This is a genomic window from Zobellia russellii, from assembly GCF_018728565.1.
GTDB classification, from domain to species: Bacteria; Bacteroidota; Bacteroidia; order Flavobacteriales; family Flavobacteriaceae; genus Zobellia; species Zobellia russellii.
This window is the reverse complement of the sequence record NZ_JACSOI010000006.1, coordinates 104,715-126,596: the sequence shown is the minus strand read 5'-3', so window position 1 is coordinate 126,596 and position 21,882 is coordinate 104,715. Positions and strand designations below refer to the sequence as shown.

General features: G+C 40.6%; 10 protein-coding genes. 9 read left to right on the top strand and 1 reads right to left on the bottom strand.

Annotated elements, in window-relative coordinates; translation table 11 throughout:
* Positions 1 to 450: 450 nt before the first annotated feature.
* The 8 genes from H9565_RS14925 (at position 451) to H9565_RS14890 (ending at position 16,628) form a co-directional block, all read left to right on the top strand.
* Entirely contained in the window at positions 451 to 3,510 is a 3,060-nt protein-coding gene (locus H9565_RS14925; RefSeq protein WP_215440813.1) for a SusC/RagA family TonB-linked outer membrane protein, read from the top strand.
* A 50-nt stretch (positions 3,511 to 3,560) separates the two neighbouring features.
* Complete coding sequence (locus tag H9565_RS14920; RefSeq protein WP_215440812.1) at positions 3,561 to 5,114, top strand: RagB/SusD family nutrient uptake outer membrane protein; 1,554 nt, start codon at positions 3,561 to 3,563, stop codon at positions 5,112 to 5,114.
* Between the two features lie 296 nt (positions 5,115 to 5,410).
* The gene (locus tag H9565_RS14915) at positions 5,411 to 6,955 is read left to right on the top strand and encodes a DUF7133 domain-containing protein (protein WP_215440811.1); all 1,545 of its coding nucleotides are present in this window, start codon (positions 5,411 to 5,413) and stop codon (positions 6,953 to 6,955) included.
* A gap of 88 nt (positions 6,956 to 7,043) precedes the next feature.
* Positions 7,044 to 7,955, top strand: coding sequence for a DUF6807 domain-containing protein (locus H9565_RS14910; protein ID WP_215440810.1), 912 nt, complete (start codon positions 7,044 to 7,046; stop codon positions 7,953 to 7,955).
* A gap of 34 nt (positions 7,956 to 7,989) precedes the next feature.
* Positions 7,990 to 8,856 carry a sugar phosphate isomerase/epimerase family protein gene (locus H9565_RS14905; protein WP_215440809.1) on the top strand — a complete coding sequence of 289 codons (867 nt, stop codon included), beginning with the start codon at positions 7,990 to 7,992 and terminating at the stop codon, positions 8,854 to 8,856.
* Positions 8,857 to 8,869: 13 nt separating this feature from the next.
* Positions 8,870 to 9,886 (top strand): AraC family transcriptional regulator, encoded by a 1,017-nt coding sequence (locus tag H9565_RS14900; protein ID WP_215440808.1) that lies wholly within the window; start codon positions 8,870 to 8,872, stop codon positions 9,884 to 9,886.
* Positions 9,887 to 10,020: 134 nt separating this feature from the next.
* Positions 10,021 to 13,299: a CRTAC1 family protein gene (locus H9565_RS14895; protein WP_215440807.1), complete on the top strand. Its 3,279-nt coding sequence runs from the start codon at positions 10,021 to 10,023 to the stop codon at positions 13,297 to 13,299.
* A 5-nt stretch (positions 13,300 to 13,304) separates the two neighbouring features.
* Entirely contained in the window at positions 13,305 to 16,628 is a 3,324-nt protein-coding gene (locus H9565_RS14890; RefSeq protein ID WP_215440805.1) for a VCBS repeat-containing protein, read from the top strand.
* An 842-nt stretch (positions 16,629 to 17,470) separates the two neighbouring features.
* On the opposite strand, the gene H9565_RS14885 is transcribed toward H9565_RS14890, so the two are convergent.
* A complete protein-coding gene (locus tag H9565_RS14885; protein WP_215440803.1) occupies positions 17,471 to 18,346 on the bottom strand; it encodes an AraC family transcriptional regulator in 876 nt (291 codons plus the stop codon).
* Positions 18,347 to 18,556: 210 nt separating this feature from the next.
* Here H9565_RS14885 and H9565_RS14880 point away from each other — a divergent pair, with 210 nt between their 5' ends.
* The gene (locus tag H9565_RS14880) at positions 18,557 to 21,865 is read left to right on the top strand and encodes a DUF5107 domain-containing protein (RefSeq protein WP_215440802.1); all 3,309 of its coding nucleotides are present in this window, start codon (positions 18,557 to 18,559) and stop codon (positions 21,863 to 21,865) included.
* Positions 21,866 to 21,882: the final 17 nt, after the last annotated feature.

Here is a 21,882-nt window from a genome sequence, read left to right as displayed (position 1 = left end):
TCGTACTTGTAGGTTTTGGTTTAAATGGAAATTATTTATTGCATGATTGACAATCATCTTCCTTTAAAATATATAATTATTCGACAGTATAAATATCCTGCTCATTTAGTAAGGTTGATAAACTCTTAAATCGTTTTTGTTGGATTTAAAAAGGAACTTGTTTATACTGAATTTACTATATAATCTCGTGTATTAATCCAATAATTGATGTTATAAATTTAATCCGGGATAATTACCGGTTTCTTGAAAATTTCCCGCTGTTTTGTTTAATCCTTTGTCTACATTTTGATTAGGTGGTTAATTCACATTCGTAAAATATGAAATGAGGCTCTGAAAGAAAAATATTCATCTGTATATTATTTTTCACCATGAGAAAATGAACATCGTTTTTAGTTCTTCCGTTTATATTGCGTTGCAATCAAACTGAAATTAATATTAAACTAAATACTGATGAAAAAGATTTTATGGTTTAGCCGGCAACGAATAAACATAGTGTTATTGATTTCTGTTTTTCTAATAGGGGTAGATGCTTATTCTCAGGAGATAATAGTAAAGGGTGTAGTTATATCGGCGGATGATGAAGGTGTTTTGCCCGGAGTTAGTATTGTAGTCAAAGGAGGAACAAGTGGAACAACCACTAATTTTGATGGGGATTATGAAATTACCGCCGATGCTTCTTCTACGCTTATTTTTTCATATTTAGGATTTCAGACCATTGAAATTGAGGTGAACAATAGGTCGAATATTGATGTGCGGCTAGAATCTGATGTTACTCAATTGGAAGATGTTGTAGTTATTGGGTACGGTACACAAAGAAAAAAAGACGTTACCGGTGCTGTCGGATCGTTAAAAGCGGAAGATTTTAATCAAGGCTCGGTAGTGGGGCCCGAAGAGCTGTTAAGAGGTAGGGTCGCCGGGGTGAATATTTCCAATGTTTCAAGTGCCCCCGGTGCTGGTGCCAATGTCAGGATTAGAGGGGGGACTTCAATCACGGCCAGCAATGAGCCATTGTATGTAATCGATGGTTTTCCAATTGATAATGGCGCAATTGACCCGGGTAGTTCACTGTCTACCACACGAACTTCAGCTTCAAATCCGTTGAGTATGATAAATCCGGCTGATATTGAGTCTATCGATATCTTAAAGGATGCGTCTGCCACCGCAATTTACGGTTCTCGAGGAGCTAATGGCGTAGTTATAATAACTACAAAGAAGGGTTCTGCGGGAAGAATGCAAGTGAATTATGAGGGGTTTACCGGAGTTTCACAAGCGATAAACACTTTAGATATATTCAGTCCGGAAGAATTTATTGAAGAAACGAATAAGATTACGCCTGGTACGATTGATCCGAATACCGCTGCTAGAACTGATTGGTTTGATGAGGTAACAAGAAGTGCCATTTCGCATAGTCACACGCTTTCTGTTTCAGGAGGTAGTGAGAGTTCGTCATATAGTGCGTCGGTGGGTTATTTTGATCAAGAGGGTATTGTGAAAAATTCGGGAATTGAAAGACTCACGAGTAGAATAAAATTGAACCATAAAAGTTTGAATGATAAACTAAAGATTTCGATTAATCTGTTAGGTTCATATTCCGATCTTGCAAACTTGGCTGCAGGTTCTGCAGGAACTTCAGGAGATGGAGGTGTAATAAATAATGCATTAAAGGCACCTCCATCTGATCCAGTTTTTAATCCGGATGGAACATTTTTTCCGAGTTCTTTATTGACTACGGATAATCCGGTAGCAGTATTGGGTATTGCTGATAATACTCAGGCATCTAGGGTGTTAGGTAATTTGGTGGTTAGCTTGTCGCTAACGGAATCATTGGAATTGGAAGGTAGGTTCGGCGGTGATAGAAATATAGGAAAAAGAACCTCATATAACCCAACAACTACGCGAACGGGAGAGCGAACAGGTGGAAGGGCCGATATCAGGCAAAGAACCAGGTCTAGTATTCTTGGCGAGGTGTTTTTTAAGTATGATAAGCAATTTGGCGAGAATCATCGACTGAATGCCCTTTTGGGATATTCCTATCAAGATTTCATTTTTGAAGCTTTCGGGGCTACAGGAACTGGGTTTCCAACAGATGCTATTTCCTTTTATAACTTGGGACTAGGGGAATCCGGAGGGTTTAGTGCAAACCCTCCCTTTTCAACATGGACAAAAAACCGTTTGATTTCAGGGATATTTAGGGCCAACTATAGCTATAATGATAAATTTCTATTTACAGCAACCTATAGAAAGGATGGTTCCACCCGTTTTAGTGAAAACAATAAATGGGGAAATTTCCCGTCTATTTCCGCTGCTTGGAGAATTTCAGAGGAAGGTTTCTTAACCGACAGCGAGGTGGTTAGCGATTTAAAATTACGATTAGGATGGGGAGTTACGGGGAGTCAAGAAATTCCTTCAAACCGATCGTTAAATACTTTTGGTCCCGCAGGAAACAGTTTTAATGCTGAAATAGGCAGTGTCTTTTTAACTGGTATTGCCCAAAACAATGTTGGTAATGAAAGTTTAACTTGGGAAGAAACTACTTCTACTAATCTAGGCCTCGATTTTGGTTTTTTTGATGGTAGGATTTCAGGAAGTATAGATATGTATAGAAAAGATACGGATGGCCTTTTGTTGGAAGCGGCCTTGCCTTCACCCTCGGTCGCCTCTACTCGATTAGTGAACATTGGGGAGGTTAGAAATCAGGGTATTGAGTTTTCTTTGAGTAGTTTAAATATCAATCGTGAGGAGTTTACGTGGTCAACGGACTTTAATTTGTCGCATAACAAAAACGAGATATTACGATTGGCGAACAATAATGCGGATGTAATTAGTGGTGGAATTTCCGGCGCTGGTTTAAGTGGTACTACAACACAGATACTTAGGGTGGGCGAGGAACTTGGATCTTTCTACGGAAGGGTGTTTACGGGAGTCGACCCCGCTACAGGTAAAGAACAGTTTAAGGATGTTGATGGAGACGGTGATACCGATGGTGAAGATCGAGAAATAATAGGGAGTGCCCAGCCTGACTTGATCTTGGGGCTCAATAATTCCTTTAAATATAAAAACTGGGATTTCTCATTCTTTATGCAAGCCCGATTAGGAATAGATATGCTATATGTGCAGCGTTTGGAGTTGCGAACGGTAGGGGCAACGAATACTTTTAGGGACTATGCGGATTATTGGACTCCGGAAAATACAGGTGCTCAATACCCGGCGCTCGGTGAACCAAGGGTGTTTCATAGCGGTATAATCGAAAGTGGTGATTTCTTGAAAATGTCAAACCTTACCTTAGGCTATAAACTTTCAGCTGATAATATTCAATGGTTAAAAGCAGGAAGACTTTATGTAACGGTTCAAAATGCATTTATCATAACAAATTATTCAGGTTTCAATCCAGAAGTAAATGTTTCGAACTTAGGGGGAGAAACTCCGGCAGGGCTCCCTACCATTGGGGTAGATACTAATGGATATCCATTGGCTAGAACCATTAATATTGGTCTTCAGTTCACGCTATAGAAGGTTAAGAAGGCAACTACAATTGATTAAACTAAATACAGCTAAATATTATGAACAATTCAGCAAGAAGAATAATGAAAATAACAGGAGTACTTGTGCTTTCTATGTTTTTTCTGCCAATATCGTGTACTGATCTTGACGAGGATACCTTTGGAGTTGTAACGCCGGAAACCTTTTTTAGAAATGAAAGTGAGGCTGTTACGGGCCTAGTACCGGTGTATGCATCTTTAAGGGGATTTTACAATGAGCGAAATATTCGTGGTATTTCAGAGGTTACCTCTGATGAAATCGTAGTGCCGGCAAGACCGGGATGGGGTTGGGAAGATGGGGGCCTGTGGTTGCGCTTGGCAGAACACAATTGGACCCCTCAGCATAGTAGTATTACCTCAACGTATAAAAGTTTGTTTTCCGCGATTGCCCGAGCCAACTCCTTTCTTTACAATTTAGATAATTCTGATGCGGTTTTTGATTCAAAAGAACAATTAATTGCCGAAACGCGTTTTCTAAGAGCCTTTTTCTATGCAAATTTGGTCGACCTGTATGGTAATGTTCCTATTGTTACCCAACCATTGACCAATACAGATGAGTTGCCGTCAAATGAGGGGGCTTCGAATAGAAAACAAGTGGCCCAGTTCGTTGTTGATGAATTGAATGAGGTTATTCCGCTTCTCCCAACTCAACAGATTGGCGAAAATTTTGGGCGTGCAACAAAGGGGGCGGCCCAAATGCTTCTTGCAAGGATGTATTTAAATGCGAACATCTATTTTGAAACAGGTAGTTTTTCCGATGCGGATTTGCAAAAGGTAGTGGCTCTTACTACAGAGGTAATCAATTCAGGTGTTTATTCGTTAATGGATAACTATCTTGATATTTTTAACCCGGCATATGAATTGGATAACCCTGAGGCAGTCTTTGTGACCCGTTATTCCAATGTCGGAGGGGCGGGAAATAATATCAATAATTTGTCTTTGAACGTTCATCCTTCCTTTAAGAATACAAATCCTTGGGGTGGCTTTGTTGTAACTGCCGATTTGGTAAATTCTTATCTAGAAGACGATGCAAGGTTTGATGTAATCGTGGTAGATACTTTGAAAGATGATAGTGGTAACGTTGTGACAACAGGAAATATAATTACGGGTGAGGTTGAGCCCGTGGTACATAACCGTGATTTAACTGACATCAATAGAACAGGTTTCTTTGATGGTGCACGCCTACTAAAATGGTCCGAAGATCCTAACATATCTGGGGGGGCAGCTGGCAATGATTTTATTATAATTCGTTTCACCGAAGCTTACACCATGCGCGCCGAAGCATATCTAAGAACGGGTAATGAGACGAATGCACTTACCGATATTAACGCGGTGAGGGCAAGGGCTTTCGAGCCAGAGGAGCCGTTGGTAAGTCTAGATTTAGATCTGTTGTTGGAAGAATTGGGCAAGGAATTTCTTTTCGAAGCCCATAGAAGGACAGACTTGATTCGGTTTGGAAAATGGAACGATCCGTGGCAGTTTAAATTGGAGAACGATCCTATCAGAAAACTTTTTCCAATACCACAGGTTGAATTGGATGCGAATCCGAATTTGACTCAAAATCCAGGTTATTGATTTTATTTTTCTACTAAATGATATAGAAAATAGCGTTGGCCTAGTCCAAGAGCGGAATAAGATATATTGACAGCCTTTTTTCGATGATATTTTATAATTGTCTAAGGAAGAACATAAATGTGCAATATATCGTGACGCTATTTATTGAACATATGTGTAGGTTAAAGTTTTTACATTACACTGTAAATATTGATACGTAAAGAATGGATTTTAATCTAAAGAGACTAACTTTTTTAAGTCTAGGCTCGATATTGTTATTTGGTTCCTGTGGCGAAATAAAGAACAAACCCGATGGTATGGCTGAAGCTAAAGCCAAGGAATGGGAGGAGCTGGTGAAGAAACATACGGATACCTCCGTAAAGGTTTTTGGGCATTATGCTGCCGTCAAGTTGCCGATAGACAAGGGTGTTCCCTTGTGGAACCCCACTAATGTAGCTATTGGTCCCGATGGTGTTATGTATGCCGCTAATTACACGGGTGAAATCTATTCGCTTCAAGATACCGATGGTGATGGCTTGGAAGATGAGGCAAAATTGTTTTGTGATGTAAAGGATGATGGGTTGCGATATCCCACATCCATGATATTTAAGGAAAACAAGCTTTATGTAGGCACAACCCAAGAAATACGGGTATACGAAGATACGGATGGGGATGGGGTAGCCAATACAAGTAATACCTTCTTTTCAGATTTCCCTTATACCTTGCATCCATTTGATTGGACCTTTGGTCTTGAAGTTGGTCCAGAAGGATATATATATGCAATTTTATGTACCGATTCTTGGAATAGTAAGCCGGCGAAAGACCCGGAAGGCCTGAGGGGTTCTATTTTGAAAATTGCTCCTGATGGTAAGTCTTATGAGAGGTTCGCTTCCGGATTGCGGTTCGCCTATGGTATGGAGTTCAATACCAATGGGCATTTGTTTTTTTCCGACAACAGGGGGAATGAGAACAAATACGAAGAGTTGAATTGGGCGAAGAAAGATAGTTTTTACGGTAATAATTTACCGAAATTCCCCAATCACCCTCCTATTACCGAGCCAATACTAAAGATCAAAACAGGTTTTGCGCCCACTGGAATTACCTTTAATAAAGAAGATAATGATTTTGGTGGTACGGCGGGAGATTTGTTTATCGCTCTTTATGGCCCTGATGGGCAATGGGAAGAAGGCGGGGTTTCTCGAGTAAGGTTGACATTAAATAATTCTGGGGGTTATGATGTACAAGAATTTAGTGTCGTCGATAAAATGCCAAAAGTTTCTGATGTTGAATTCGGAAAGGATGGGAATTTGTACGTCGCACAATTTGGGATTGAGGATAGAATGCATACCCCGAACAAAAATCCCATTGGGGAAATCTATAAGTTGATCGTGGCACCCTGGGTTCAGCCCGATACTACACAGAACGATTCTTTGGCGCTTGTTGGGAATATAAAGGAGGGACAACGAATTTTTACCGAAAGGGCATGTGTGACCTGTCATACCGTTGATGGTAGTGATAATTTATTGGGTCCTGATTTAATGGGGATCGGAAAGCTCTTGTCAAAAGAACAGTTGTTGGAATCAATTAATGAACCGGAAAGGAATATTAAGACGGGTTTCGATACCTACACTGTGATTAAAAATGATGGAAGTGTTTTGAATGGTAGGATGATCACCGTAAATGAAAAGGAAATTTCACTTATGGTCGTGGGGAACCAAGTCTTAAGAATAAATAGGGACGAGATCCAATCTCAAGAATTGGTCGGAAGTTCTCTTATGCCCACTGGGTTGCTGTCGGGCTTGAGTGAAAACGAAGTCGAAAACTTATTGGGGTATTTGAATAGTCTAAAAATGAAGTATTAGTATGAAAGCTTTGGTTTCGTTGGTTTCGGTTTTGTTTTTGGGGATGATAGTCGCATTGAAATGTGATTTCGGTCCTAAGCCGTCGCCGGTGAAAAGTACGAAAACAAAAGTGATTATCTACAGTTGGCAGGAATCCGATACATCGCTGGCACTTTTACATAATTCAAAAATACTGTGGAAACTCAACTATAATGAGTTAAAGGGTAAGCCCTATTTTGCCCCATTGAAAACTGTAGAAGGACAAAACCTGGTGTGGTTGCACCCTGAAGACCATCCCTGGCATTACGGTTTATGGTTTTCGTGGAAGTATATCAACGGTGTGAATTTTTGGGAAGAGGATCGAAATACCGGTCTTTCAGAGGGTAGGGCTAGGGTAGGAAAGATTTCGAAAACACTAAACGAAGACTTCTCGGCCATTGTTAAATTTGACATTTCCTATGCAAAAACAGAGGGGAGCCCGATGCTTTTGGAAAAAAGGACCTTAAAGATTTCTGCCCCTGATAAGCATGGAATTTACTACATCGACTGGTCCGGAGAATGGTCGGGTCAAAAAGACACGGTTACCTTTGACCGAACCCCTCCTAAAAAATATGGTGGTCCCCAATATGGGGGCTATGGGGGACTTTCGTATCGAGCTGCACGCGACATGCACGATCATACTTTTAGTACGGCTAGCGATTGGAAGACCAAAAATAAACTTGTAGGCCATGGTATGAAAGACAAGTGGATGGATTTATCGGGGAACTTCGCGCAATCCAACGGCTTGTCGGGTTTGGCCATATTCAATCATCCGAAAAATGGAAATGAAGAGGTGCCGTGGTATATCTATAAAGACGGTGAATTCGCTTTTTTTAATGCTTCTCCATTGTTTCACGGTCCTATGACCATTTATCCGGGAGACAGCATGCGACTCCAATATCGGATTCTGATTCACGGTGATAAGTCAAGTAAGCTTAAAATTAGCAAGCATTACAAATCCTACATCAATTTAAGTAAATAATAAAACGGATATTTTTAAATAAAAAGCAAATAGTATGGCCATTAAAGTAGGGTGTTTTGCCCTTATAAATCCATTTCAAACGTTAGACAAACAGGTGGATCAGATAAAAGATTGGGGTTTTGAATATGCCGATGTAACTGATAATGCCGATGGTGCGTGCCTAGGGTCCCATTTCGGATTTAATGCCGTTGCTAGTTTAGATGCCAATGCCTTTGATATCAAACGTCTTTTTGAGTCTCGGGGAGTCAAGATTACAAGTGTTTGTGCCCATGCCAATCTTTTGGATCCGAGCGCACCGTGGAGGTATGGTACTTCGCAAATCATAAAAGCGATCCGTATGGCGGCCGCTATTGGGGTGAAGCATGTGATTACGACGGAAGGGGATGCCCACACCACATTCGGTCACAACTTGACCGATGCCGAAGCCATTTTTTCTATAAAGGAAAAGCTTAACGAGCCCTTGCAAATGGCCAAAGACTATGGGGTAAAAATACTATTGGAGCCCCATGGGAAGTATACCGATTCCGTTGCGCATATGGAGAAGATTTTGCACGAGTGCGATTCGGAAGCCTTGGGGCTTAACCTAGATACCGGAAATCTTTGGCTAGGGGGAGGGAGTCCCGTAGAGATGATACAAAAATTGGGATCCAAAATAGAACACATACATTGGAAGGATCTGCCAGCTGAATTTCAAGGGCAAAGAGGGAAAATGTTCGGGTGTGGAATGTCTTTAATCGCACTGGGCGACGGCATTGTCGGTATTGAAAGTATTTATGAAGAATTGATGAAAATCGGTTTTGATGGATACACCACCCTAGAAATTGCAGGAGAGGATGCTGTTAAGAAAAGTTTTGATTACCTTAATAAGCTAGATGCATTGTATGCACAACAAAAGGAATAGAAGGCATGTAAAAATGAATAATCAACCCAACAAGAACTTTTATGAAATTTATTCGGCTGACCGATGTGAGTCGTTGATTTCCGCTGCTGATTCGGGAGATCTTGAGGTCAAAGGACTTCGCCGGAGCAATTACCCCGGTCTCAAGCTTCCCGATGAGGTTTTGCCCGGTATATATAGCTTGGGCTATTGGGATGCTAAAAAGAATCAAGATTGGGGTTTGGGTTGGCATAGAAATGAGGGTATTGAGTTTACCTTTCTATCGTCGGGGGGACTCGATTTTTCGTTGGGGAATGAAACATTCAAATTGAGGCCCGGAAACCTAACGGTGACAAGGCCTTGGCAACTCCACCGAGTGGGGAACCCAAATATTACGGTTGGTAAACTGTATTGGATGATCATAGATGTAGATGTTCGGCAGCCTCACCAAGACTGGATTTGGCCAGATTGGATAGTGCTCTCTAAAAAAGACCTGTCGGAGTTGACCAAAATTCTTAGGCAAAATGAAATGCCCGTCTGGAAAACAAGTGAGGTTCTAAATGTTTGCTTCACTGAAATCGGAAAATGTATAGAAGAATCAAAGACTGAAGGTCAGATTCCACATTCAAAGCTTACCATACTGATAAACCAGTTGTTGTTGCAAATGCTCGATCTGTTCAGAAAGGGCCAAGTGGAATTGGATGAATCCTTGATCGTTAACCTTCGAACGGTAGAAATATTCTTAGACCACCTTCAGACAGATTTTGAGAGACATTGGACCTTGGATGAAATGGCTGGACATTGCGGTATGGGTATAACTAGTCTGACAAAGTATTGTAAACAGCTTTCAAATTTGACCCCTATTAATTATCTCATTAAAATAAGGCTTGAAGCGGCTGCAAAAATGCTGCTCGATGATGAAGATAAGGGGGTTGGGGAAATAAGTTATGACTGTGGTTTTTCGAGTAGCCAATACTTTGCGACTACGTTTAGAAAGCAGTACGCCGTTTCACCGAAAGATTATCGGGCAAATTTACTGCTTGCCAAAAAGTAGTTGTAGTTGAAAGCTATAATTCCTATAAATGTCACTAATAATAGTTTATGGTTAGGTCATTCGTATGTGTCGCATTCATCTTGTTGTTTTTCGCATGCGGCGAGCCTAGTGGGGAATTAACTCTTTTTAGCCAAATGTCGGCTCAAGATACGGGTATTGAATTTTCGAACAATCTTCAACGCGATAGTAAATTTGACATCTTCTCTTATCGAAACTACTACAATGGAGGAGGTGTTGCTATTGGAGATATCAATAATGACGGTCTGGCAGATATATATTTTACTGCGAATCGAACTTCAAACAAACTTTATTTGAACCAAGGCGGTTTTAGGTTTAAAGATATTACGGAACAAGCTGGTGTTGGCGGAAAACAAGCCTGGTCTACAGGTGTTGGTTTTGCAGATGTGAACAATGACGGTTTTTTAGATATCTATGTCTGTAATTCCGGAGATGTACAAGGTGATAATAAAGCAAACGAACTTTTTATTAATAATGGAACTACGGGGTCTATAAACGAGGTTCGTTTTACAGAATCGGCAGATATGTATGGTGTGGACGATAAAGGGTATTCTACGCATAGTGCTTTCTTTGATTATGATAATGATGGGGATTTGGATCTATATCTGCTCAATAATTCCTCTACGCCAATTGTAGATTTTATAAAACATGGGTATAAAAATACTCGTAATGAAAGAGACGCCCTAGGGGGCGATAAAATGTTGAGAAATGATGATGGGGTCTTTCGGGATGTTACTGAAGAAGCGGGAATTTTTGGGAGCCAGATAGGGTTTGGTCTTGGCGTTTCTGTGGGAGATATCAATAAGGATGGATGGTTGGATATTTATGTTTCCAATGATTTTTTTGAACGAGATTACCTCTATATAAATCAAAAGGATGGCACTTTCAGTGAAGAATTAATGGATAGAATGGGGCATATAAGCACTTTTTCAATGGGTGCTGATATGGCCGATATCGATAATGATGGGTTCCCTGATGTTTTTGTGACGGATATGTTGCCCGATGATGAAATACGATTTAAAAAGTTGGTAGGGTATGAGCCTTATGATGTGCATCAAAATAAAATAAAACAGGGCTATTACCATCAATATATGCGAAACATGCTTCATTGGAATATTCCTGCTCCCAATGCTGCAGGTGATAAAGACCATAGAGTTTTTGCTGAGGTGGGCCAGATGGCCAATGTACAGAGTTCAGATTGGAGTTGGGGCGGTCTTATAGCGGACTTTGACAATGATGGTCTAAAAGATATTTTTGTCGATAATGGCATTTATAAAGACATTACGAATAGGGATTTTATTGATTTTTTTGCTAATGAAGAATCTGCCTTATATCACCAAACGGAGCCTGAATCAAAAATTGATTTCAACGATTTGCTCGATAAAATGCCAAGTGCCAAACTCGTTAACCATTTATATATAAACCAAGGCGGAAAACGGTTTGAAGAACGGGCTAAAGAATCCGGAATCAATGATATGACTTTCTCTAATGGCTCCGCTTATGGTGACCTTGATAATGATGGAGACCTTGATCTAGTGGTGAATAATGTGAATATGTTGGCTTCAATTTATCGCAACAATGCCACTGATCTTAGTGTGAACAATTACCTAGGGGTAAAACTAAAGATGAAAGGGGCGAACATGTACGCCATTGGGGCCAAGGTAACACTCTACACTGGTGAACGGGTGCTTTTTCAAGAATTGGTGCCTTCCCGAGGTTACCAATCTTCTTCCGATTACAAATTGATTTTTGGCCTTGGAAAATGTAGCAAAATAGACTCCTTAAAAATCGTCTGGCCAGACGCCACCAGGCAAATGAGTTTTGATATTGCAGCCAATCAGGTGTTGAATGTTGATTATAAAAAGGAAGCGGTCGTCCATCCGAAAATAAAAGCGAACCGGTTGTCAGGACCTTTGTTTAAGGAAGTGGGTTTAGAAGAATTATCGAGTTACGATCACCAAGAGGATGAATTTGTAGACTTTTACTATGAGCGCTTGATACCTCATAAGATTTCAACTGAAGGGCCGGCATTTGCAGGCGCAGATGTTAATAACGATGGGGTAAAGGATTTTTTTATAGGAGGTGCTAAGGGTTTTCCTCCTAAACTGTACTTAAGCAATAAAAGGGGATATTTTTCTTCAAATAGAGACGTGTTGGAAAATGAGAAGATGTATGAAGATACTGCTGCCGAATTTTTTGATTTTGACGGTGACGGGGATTTCGATTTATACGTGGGAAGCGGAGGAAATCAATACCCCTATCATGCTTCAAATCTTATAGACCGCTTATACATCAATAACGGTAAAGGTCAGTTTGTAAAATCTAAGGGCCTGTTGCCCGAATTTCCAAATGTAACGTCCGTGGTACGGGCTTCTGATTTAGATGGCGATGGCGATGTAGACCTATTCGTTGGTAGCCGGGTTGTTCCAGGAAAATATGGGGAAACCCCACGAAGTGTTCTTCTGATAAATGAGGGTGGGGAAAAATTTACGGAGTCTACCAGTCAAATCTCTTTCAACCTGGGAAGGGTAGGGATGGTTACAGATGCTGTTTGGTCAGACTATGACGGAGACGGAGATGACGATTTAATACTTGTTGGGGAATGGATGGGAATCAAGGTATTTAATAATAATGAAGGCAGTCTATCGGATAGAAGTAAGTCGATCGGCTTGGAAAACACAGAAGGATGGTGGAATACCATTCATGCCGATGATATTGATATGGATGGTGATATTGATTTGATAGCGGGCAACCGTGGTGAAAATTCCTTCTTAAAAGCATCGCAGGAAGCTCCGTTGAAACTCTATATGAACGATTTTGATAAAAATGGATCATGGGAAGGAGTAATTGGTTACGGCAAAAACGGAAAATCGTACCCCCTACCGCTTAAGAATGAATTAACGGAGCAAATTACTGGACTGAAAAAAAAATATGTAAAGTTTGAGGACTACGCGGGGCAAACTATGGAGCAGGTTTTCACAGAAGAACAGTTGAAATTCTCTATTAGTAAAGAAGTGAAAAACTTTAGTTCTATCATTTTGGTAAATGAAGGACAGCGATTCAGGCCGTGTACGTTGCCTTATGAGGCCCAAGTGTCTCCTATTAATACCGTTCATACCGAGGATTTTAACAATGATGGCATAAAAGACCTAATGCTAGGAGGCAATTTCTTTGGACCTCCTTCAAAATTCGGAAGATTTGACGCTAGCTATGGTCAAATTCTATTGGGCAAGGGAGATATGACCTATAAGGCTTTGGACGCTTCGCAAAGCGGATTTTTTCACAAAGGTGTTGTTCAAGGAATGGATACTTTACATCGTAATGGTAAGAGATATTATGTATTAGTATTCAACAATGAACCTTTAAAAGTTTATGAATTATTAAAAAGAGAATAATGAACATGTCTAATAATTGGGTTGTTTTTATATTATTAGTTCTCACGGTACTCTCTTGTAAGAAGGAAAAAAGTACGCTTTTCAGTTTGGTAAACCCTGAAATCAGTAACGTGGATTTTCGCAATGATCTAAAGGAAGGGGTTGATTTTAACATCCTGAATTATATCTATTATTATAACGGTGGAGGAGTTTCTATAGGGGATATAAATGGGGACGGGTTTCCAGAATTGTTCTTCACGTCCAATGAGGGGCCGAACAAACTTTATTTGAACAAAGGCGGGATGATTTTTGAGGACATCAGTGAGGCTGCAGGTATTCCTGATGTTGTACACTGGAGCACAGGTAGTAGCATGGTCGATTTGAATGGTGACGGCCTACTGGATATATACGTATGTAATTTGGGAGGGGGCTATCAGGGTAAGGTGGGAAAGAATCAATTGTTCATTAACCAAGGCAATGGAACTTTTATAGAACAAGCGGAGGCTTACGGTTTGGATTTTTCAGGATATGCTACCCAGGCAACTTTCCTTGATTATGATAACGATGATGACTTAGATCTGTTTTTGTTAAACCATTCAGTACATACGGATAGGTCATACGGTGACCGTGAAAAACTTTTAAATTATAACAGTAAGCATTCCGGTGATAGGCTGCTTCGGAATGATTCTGAGTCGGGAAAGCCAATTTTTAAGGATGTCACCGAGTACGCGAAAATAAACAATAGTAGCATAGGTTATGGCTTGGGGGTGTCTACCTCCGATATCAATAATGATGGATTCGTTGATATTTATGTTTCCAATGACTTTCATGAGAATGATTATCTCTATATAAATAATGGCGACGGCACGTTTGAAGAGTCCGGGCAAGAATTATTGGCCCATACCAGCCGATATTCTATGGGGAATGATATTGCCGATATCAATAATGATGGGGCTCCAGATATCATTACTTTAGATATGCTTCCAGATGATATGGCAATTTTTCAGCGTTCCACAGTTGAGGATAGTTATGATTTACGTAACCTAAAACTTAATTTTGGCTATGGACATCAAGTGGTGAGAAATACACTGCAAATGAATATGGGAAATGGCACTTTTGAAGATATTGCGCCTCTTGCCGGAGTAGATGCCACGGATTGGAGTTGGGGCCCCTTGCTAAGTGATTTCGACAATGACGGTTTTAAAGACTTGTTTATTACCAACGGTATATATAGACGACCCAATGATTTGGACTATATCAATTATTATTCGGATCAAAATGTGCAACGGTCGATAGCAAATGGCATAAACGCGAACAACCTATCCCTGATCGATAAAATGCCTACGGATAAAATCCGAAATTATATGTTTAGGAACAATGGCGACTTGACCTTCGAAGACCTAACTATATCTTGGGGGTTGGATCAAGCCTTGTTCTCCAATGGAACGGCTTACGGAGACCTTGATTTAGATGGAGATTTAGATATCGTTATTAACAACGTGAACGATATTGCTTCAATTTTTCGGAATAATTCAAATAAGGATGAGAATAAATACCTTCAGGTTAAACTGAAGGGAACAGAACAAAATAGGTTTGGCATAGGAGCAAAAATATTGGTAAAAACGGCTAATGGTACATTTGTACAAGAGCAGTCACCGGTCCGTGGCTTTCAATCGTCTGTCGACCCTGTTTTAACTTTTGGGCTGGGCAAAAAGGTAAATATCATTGATTCGGTTATGGTGGTTTGGCCAGGAGGGCTCTATCAAACCATCAAGGGGGTAGAGGTCAATTCTATTTTGGAAATAGATAAGGGGAAAGCTTACGGCAATTATTACAGCGATAAAAAAAAGCCCAGAGAGCCGACCCTTTTCGAAAAAGTCGCAGATTCGTTAAGTTTAAATGTTAAACATCAAGAAAATACTTTCTTCGATAAGAATAGAGAGATTCTTATACCGCATTCGGTTTCAAATGAAGGTCCCAAAATCGCTTTTTCTGATGTTAATGCCGATGGTTTGGAAGATATGCTCATCGGAGGGGCACGAAGAAGCCCGACAAAGCTTTTTTTGCAAGATAAAAACGGCGGTTGGCAATATTCTCCTCAATTTGAAATTGAAAAAGATAGTCTGGCCGAAGATACCGAGGTGCTCTTTGTCGATGTTGACAATGACGGTGATATGGATCTTTATGTGGCTAGTGGAGGTAATGAATATTGGGGTAAAAATGAATGGTTAAAAGACCGTATTTATGCCAATGACGGACAGGGAAATTTTACCGATTCCAATTTTGACTTTGAAGGGAATTATGTCAATAATTCCTGCGTTGCCATGGCAGATTACGATAATGATGGAGATCTTGACCTTTTTGTAGGAGGACGAACCGTACCTTGGAACTATGGTCTGTCACCTAAAAGTTATCTTTTGGAAAATGATGGAAATGGAAATTATACCGACGTGACGACCGCACAGGCCAAGGGGCTTAATAATCTAGGAATGGTAACCGATGCGGTCTGGGTAGATGTCAATGCCAATGGAAAGTTGGATTTAATCGTTGTAGGAGAGTGGATGCCCGTTACGGTTTTTGAAAACAGGGGTGATGGACTTGTTCTGGCGACGGATTCGTATGGCCTTTCACATACTAAAGGGCTTTGGAATACTATTATTGCCGATGATTTTGACAAAGACGGTGACCTTGATTTCGTAGTGGGTAACTACGGTTTAAACTCAAAATTGGAGGCATCGGTGGAAAACCCGCTCACGCTTTTGATCAAGGACTTTGATAACAATGGGAAAACCGAGCCGATAATTGCAATTACTAAAAACAGTAAATTGTATCCTGTTGCGACTTTAAATGAATTGACCAGTCAAATGCCCCATTTAAAAAAGAGATTTCCCTCATATGCCCAATATTCAGGAAAAACCGTTCCGGAAATATTTACTTCCACAGAATTAAAGGGTGCAGTCAAAAAAACAGTAAATACGATGAACAGTGTCTATTTGGAAAATGTGGAAGGAAAATCCTTTACTGTAAAGAAACTGCCTCAAGAAACACAGTTTGCACCTATATACGGGATGGTTTCACACGATTTCGATTCAGATGGAAATCTAGATGTTTTATTGGGAGGAAATATGTTTACCGTGAACCCTGGCTTAGGACGCCATGACGCTAGCCATGGCTGGTATTTAAAAGGTAACGGAGACGGCACATTTAAGGTTCAATATTCAGGTGAGAGTGGCTTTAGAAGTGAAGGAGAGCTTCGAGATATAGAAGTATATCATACGGCCAAGGGGCAAGTAAGGGTTGCGGTAGCTAGAAACAATGATAATTTGCAAATCTTTAAACTTTTAGATTAACTTTAATAAAGTTTGCCCAAAGTTTTACAAACGAATAAAAGTCATTAAATTATTTTTTGGATTGAATTAACGTTATTTTCTGCCCAAATATTTTATATATAAGTACGGGAAAATCTAAATACTCAAAGGGGTGTCTAAATGACTTAATAAGTGAGTATTCCTCAGCTATAAATTTTATAAAACAACGTTTTTGTTGAAAGTGCTTTTATTTAAATGGTGTCATTTATTACTTTTTGTATCGAATGAATTAATGGGCTGAATACTTATGTTTTTCTGCTATTTTTGGGTTTATACATTTGTATACCAATGCTTTATAATGGATTAATTGAGTTCGAGATGTTTTTAATAAGGTTTTAATTTGAAAATTTGTGCCATTATTAGCTTTTCCATTGTTCATGCGAATATCAGAGTTCAATGATTGTTTTATGTGCCGAGCTATTTTTTCCATTCGAACATTTTTGATTTAGTAAATGTTTCAACTTCCTAATTGGATTTTGTACGATTTAGAGTCTAGTACATAGATTTTTTTTCAAATTAGTAATTGAATTGTGAGAATAGTAAATGAACTTTCATTTATTTTAAAAAATATAAAATTTATGTTATCTGATTATGAGTATATTATTTTAGTTCCTTGTAAAATAAAAGAAAAAGGAGTGCAACTCAAAAACACTCCTTTTTTTAAACTAACAAAACAACTCTATTTCAATAGGACTGATAACTAACCAAATTATTCAGCCTTACTATATCTTATATCCTACAACTTCTAAATTCCCCTATTCATAATTTTTAGAATGTGGTTGCTGACAACTAATCTTCTTATTTATTTTATGGACATTAGTTTATTAGCTCATGCTTCCACGATATGTAGATGGTGATTTCCCCATTACACGCTTAAAGACCCGGGTAAAATAATAGGGGTCGTCATAGCCGATGTCAATGGCTATTTCATTGATTCGTAGGGTGCTAAAATCTAAAAGGTGGCAGGCGCGTTGCATTTTTAAGTAGGTAAAATGCTCAATAGGGGTGTGGGAAGTCTTCTTTTTGAAAAGAAGGCAGAAATGTGAAACGGAAAGGCCCGAAGAAGAGGCGATTTCTGCAATGCTGAGTTTTTTTCGGATGTTTTCCTTCATATAGGTAATGGCCATGGAAATAGGATCATTGTTCAACGATGTCTTGGTCTGCGTAAAAAGCGAATGGTATTTGAACGAACCGAGAAGGTTGATAAGCAGCACACTGCTGTATTCGAGATTGTTCAATGAATTTCCTGCTTCAAGGGTGTAATAAATTTCCTCAAAAAGAAGGGCCCTTTCCCCAAGTCTACTATTCGGTGATTTAATTAAGGTCCTTGGGTACACAAAGGGGTTGATGAAGTGATCCGTGTTTTCTCCGTTAAAGTGTATCCAATAGATAGTCCAAGGGTTATTAAAATCGGCACCGTACTTGTGCGGACAATTTTTAGGTATGACGGAGAACTGGTTTTGAGTGAGTGTGTGCCGGTCTCCATCGATTTCTATCCACCCCTTTCCTTGGGCGCAAAAAATAAGAATATATTCAGAACATCCTTTAGGTCTTTCACGATAGTGAAATTGTGCCTTAGGGAAATAACCGACGTCTGTCACATATAAGCCCCTTGTAAATTGGTTTTTTCTTAAAATTTTTAGTGATTTTTTATGGATCACTAACATCTTCTGTCCGGTGAAAGCATCTTTCTTTTTCATGATACTAATATAGTAATAAGAAAATAATCCATTAAATGAAGAGCATAATCTATTTTATGAAGCCCTATCAGCGAATACATTTGTTCTATATCGAAGTGGCAGTATCCCTTGGTGGGATGATCATGGCCGATATCGGTATTCCAATAAATTCCTTGTCGTATAAAGAATCAGCCTAATTGACATTTGAAAAGGGCTAAATGAAATGAAGTAATGAGCGTAAAAGTCTGGAGCGAAAAAATAATGATTCCTACCTATGAAATCGGAGCTGCCGAAAAGAACCCCATTTTTCTTGAAAAAAGGGTGTATCAAGGCAGTAGCGGAAAAGTATACCCCTATCCGGTGGTCGAGAAAATAAGCGATGAAAAGGTCGAAAAGGAATGGCTGGCCTGTTTTCTCGAAAACGATTTTTTAAAGATTATGATTTTACCCGAATTGGGCGGACGTGTACAAATGGCCTACGATAAAGTGAAAAAACGCCATTTTGTATATTATAACGAGGTGATAAAACCGGCATTGGTCGGACTTACGGGGCCGTGGATTTCAGGAGGTATCGAATTTAACTGGCCACAGCATCATCGCCCTTCTACCTACCTTCCCGTTGATTATAGCATTACCGAAAATGATGATCGGAGCAAAACGGTTTGGTGCAGTGAAATGGAGCGTATGTCAGGAACCAAGGGCATGGCCGGCTTTACCTTGCATCCCGATAAGGCCTATTTGGAAATTAAGGTAAGCCTCTATAACCGTACCGATAGGCCACAAACATTTTTATGGTGGGCCAATCCGGCCGTAGCGGTCAATGATGACTATCAGTCTGTCTTTCCTCCCGATGTTACCGCCGTATTCGATCACGGTAAACGCGATGTTTCCGAATTTCCGATTGCCAAAGGGGTCTATTATAAGTTTGATTATTCCCCGGGTACCGATATTTCAAGATACGCGAATATTCCCGTACCTACATCGTACATGGCCATGAAGTCGGATTACAATTTTGTCGGGGGCTACGAAAACGATTCTAAGGGAGGCCTGCTACACGTGGCCAATCACCATATTTCCCCTGGAAAAAAACAATGGACTTGGGGTAATGGGGACTTTGGCAAGGCATGGGACAGAAACCTTACCGATGCCAATGGCCCTTATATTGAATTGATGTGCGGCGTCTATACCGATAACCAACCCGATTTTACATGGTTGAAGCCTTACGAGGAAAAATCGTTTTCACAGTACTTTATGCCGTACCAAGACCTGGGCGTGGTAAAGAATGCATCAAAAGATGCGATGTTGAACCTCGAATTCGAAGGGGATAGGGCCCTTGTCAAGGCATATGCCACTGCGGTCTATAACAAGGCTACCGTACGACTTAAGTGTAAAGAAGAGGTTCTCTTAGAGGAAAAATATGACTTTAGGCCGGGCCGATCGTATGCCTCGGAGCTTAGTATCGATCCCGATCTGCCCCAACACGATTTTGAGCTTTCGATCCTATTGGAGAACGGAAGCGTTCTGTTGGATTGGAGGCCGGAAAAAGAACCTGACACTACCATTCCCGAGCCGGCACAGGCGGCTAGGGAACCTAAGGATATAGAAACAAACGAGGAGCTGTTTTTGAACGGACTTCATTTGGAACAATATCGGCATGCCACTTATGACCCCCTGCCGTACTACCGAGAGGCATTGGAGCGTGACCCAGGCGATATCCGTTGTAATAACGCCATGGGCCTATGGTTGATGGGGAAAGGAAAGTTTGGGAAGGCAGAACCATACTTTTTAAAGGCCTACAATAGGCAGATAGACCGCAACCCGAATCCTTTGGATGGGGAGCCTCTTTTTAATCTAGGGCTTTCGCTGTCTTACCAAGGCAAGTATGCCGAAGCCTATGATGCTTTTTATAAGTCCGTTTGGGACGTTTCCTTTATGGATCCAGGGTATTTTCAGCTGTCACTTCTCGATTGTATGAAGCAAGATTGGGTTGCGGCCTTAGATACCGTAGACCGATCATTGCTACGCAATTGGCATAATCATAAAGCACGCCACTTAAAGGTGGCCGTACTCCGAAAGCAAGGGGAAACCGAACAGGCCCTATTGCTTATCGAGGAGTCTTTATCCATAGACCTTTTCAATTTCGGATTGTATTTTGAAAAGTACCTTATGGGGAACCAAGGGGCTAAGGAGGAACTGATCGAGCTCATGCGCAACGATATTCATAATTATATCGAAATTTCGTTGGATTATGCCCGGGCCGGTTTGTTCGATGAGGCCATTGTCCTGATAGGGTTAGGGGTCTCCCAGTGCGGACCTCACTATCCGATGGCCCTGTACTTTAAAGCGTGGTTTTTGACTAGGTCAGGGAAAGATAGCGCTGCCCTTGAAACCATAAAAGTTGCCGAGAAGGCGCTTCCCGATTATTGCTTCCCGCACCGCTTGGAAGCTGTTCTGGCCCTTGAATCGGCTATAGATGTCTATCCTGAATGTGCTAAGGCTCCTTACTACTTAGGTAATTTTTGGTATAACGCCCTCCAGTACGACGATGCTATTTCGTGTTGGGAAAACTCGGTCAAGAACGACCCTTCTTTTCCAACGGCACATAGAAACCTGGCCTTGGCCTATTACAATAAAAGGGAGGATTTCGATAAGGCCCTTGAATCTATGGAGGTCGCTTTTGAATTAGATTCCAACGATGCCCGAATTTTTATGGAGCGTGATCAGCTCTATAAACGGCTGAACAAATCAGTGGCATTTCGGTTTGAAAATTTTGAGAAATATCCACATTTGGTATTGCTTCGGGATGACCTGTATATTGAAAAAGCCTACCTCTTGATCATAGAAGGGAAATATAGGCAGGCCTACGAATGGATCATGGAAAGGAAGTTCCATCCGTGGGAAGGGGGTGAAGGCAAGGTGACCAAAGCCTATACATCGAGTCTGATAGGAATGGCGCGCGAGGCCTTTGTAAAAAAGGATTTTAAGGCCGCCATGGAAAGTTTGGAAAAGGCGAGAACCTATCCCCATAACCTTGGTGAAGGTAAACTGCCGGGGGCCCATGAGAACGAAATCGACTACTGGTACGGCTGTGCCCTTGAGGGGCTTGGCCATATTGAAAAAGCCAATTTGTTTTGGAGGAAGGCCGCTTCGGGTGCCAGCGAGCCAATGGCCGTATGGTTCTATAACGATCAGCCGCCTGAAACTATTTTTTATCAGGGCCTTGCCTTGATAAAACTGGAAAAGCAAAAAGAAGCTCTAAAGCGATTTGGAAAACTGATTTCTTACGGGGAGGCCCACCTTGCCGATGAGGTTAAAATCGACTATTTCGCGGTTTCCCTTCCCGATTTGATGATTTGGGATGAAAACCTTGACCTAAGGAATAAAATGCACTGCCAATATTTAATGGCCCTAGGCTATAAGGGTATTGAAGGAGGAAGAAAGTTGGCAGAAGAACTCTTTGAAAAAGTCATGGCCCATACAAATGTCACTTTAGACATGGCCGCCATTATGGAAATCGATTATCCAATGCAAACGAATTAAGCACACCACCAAAAACA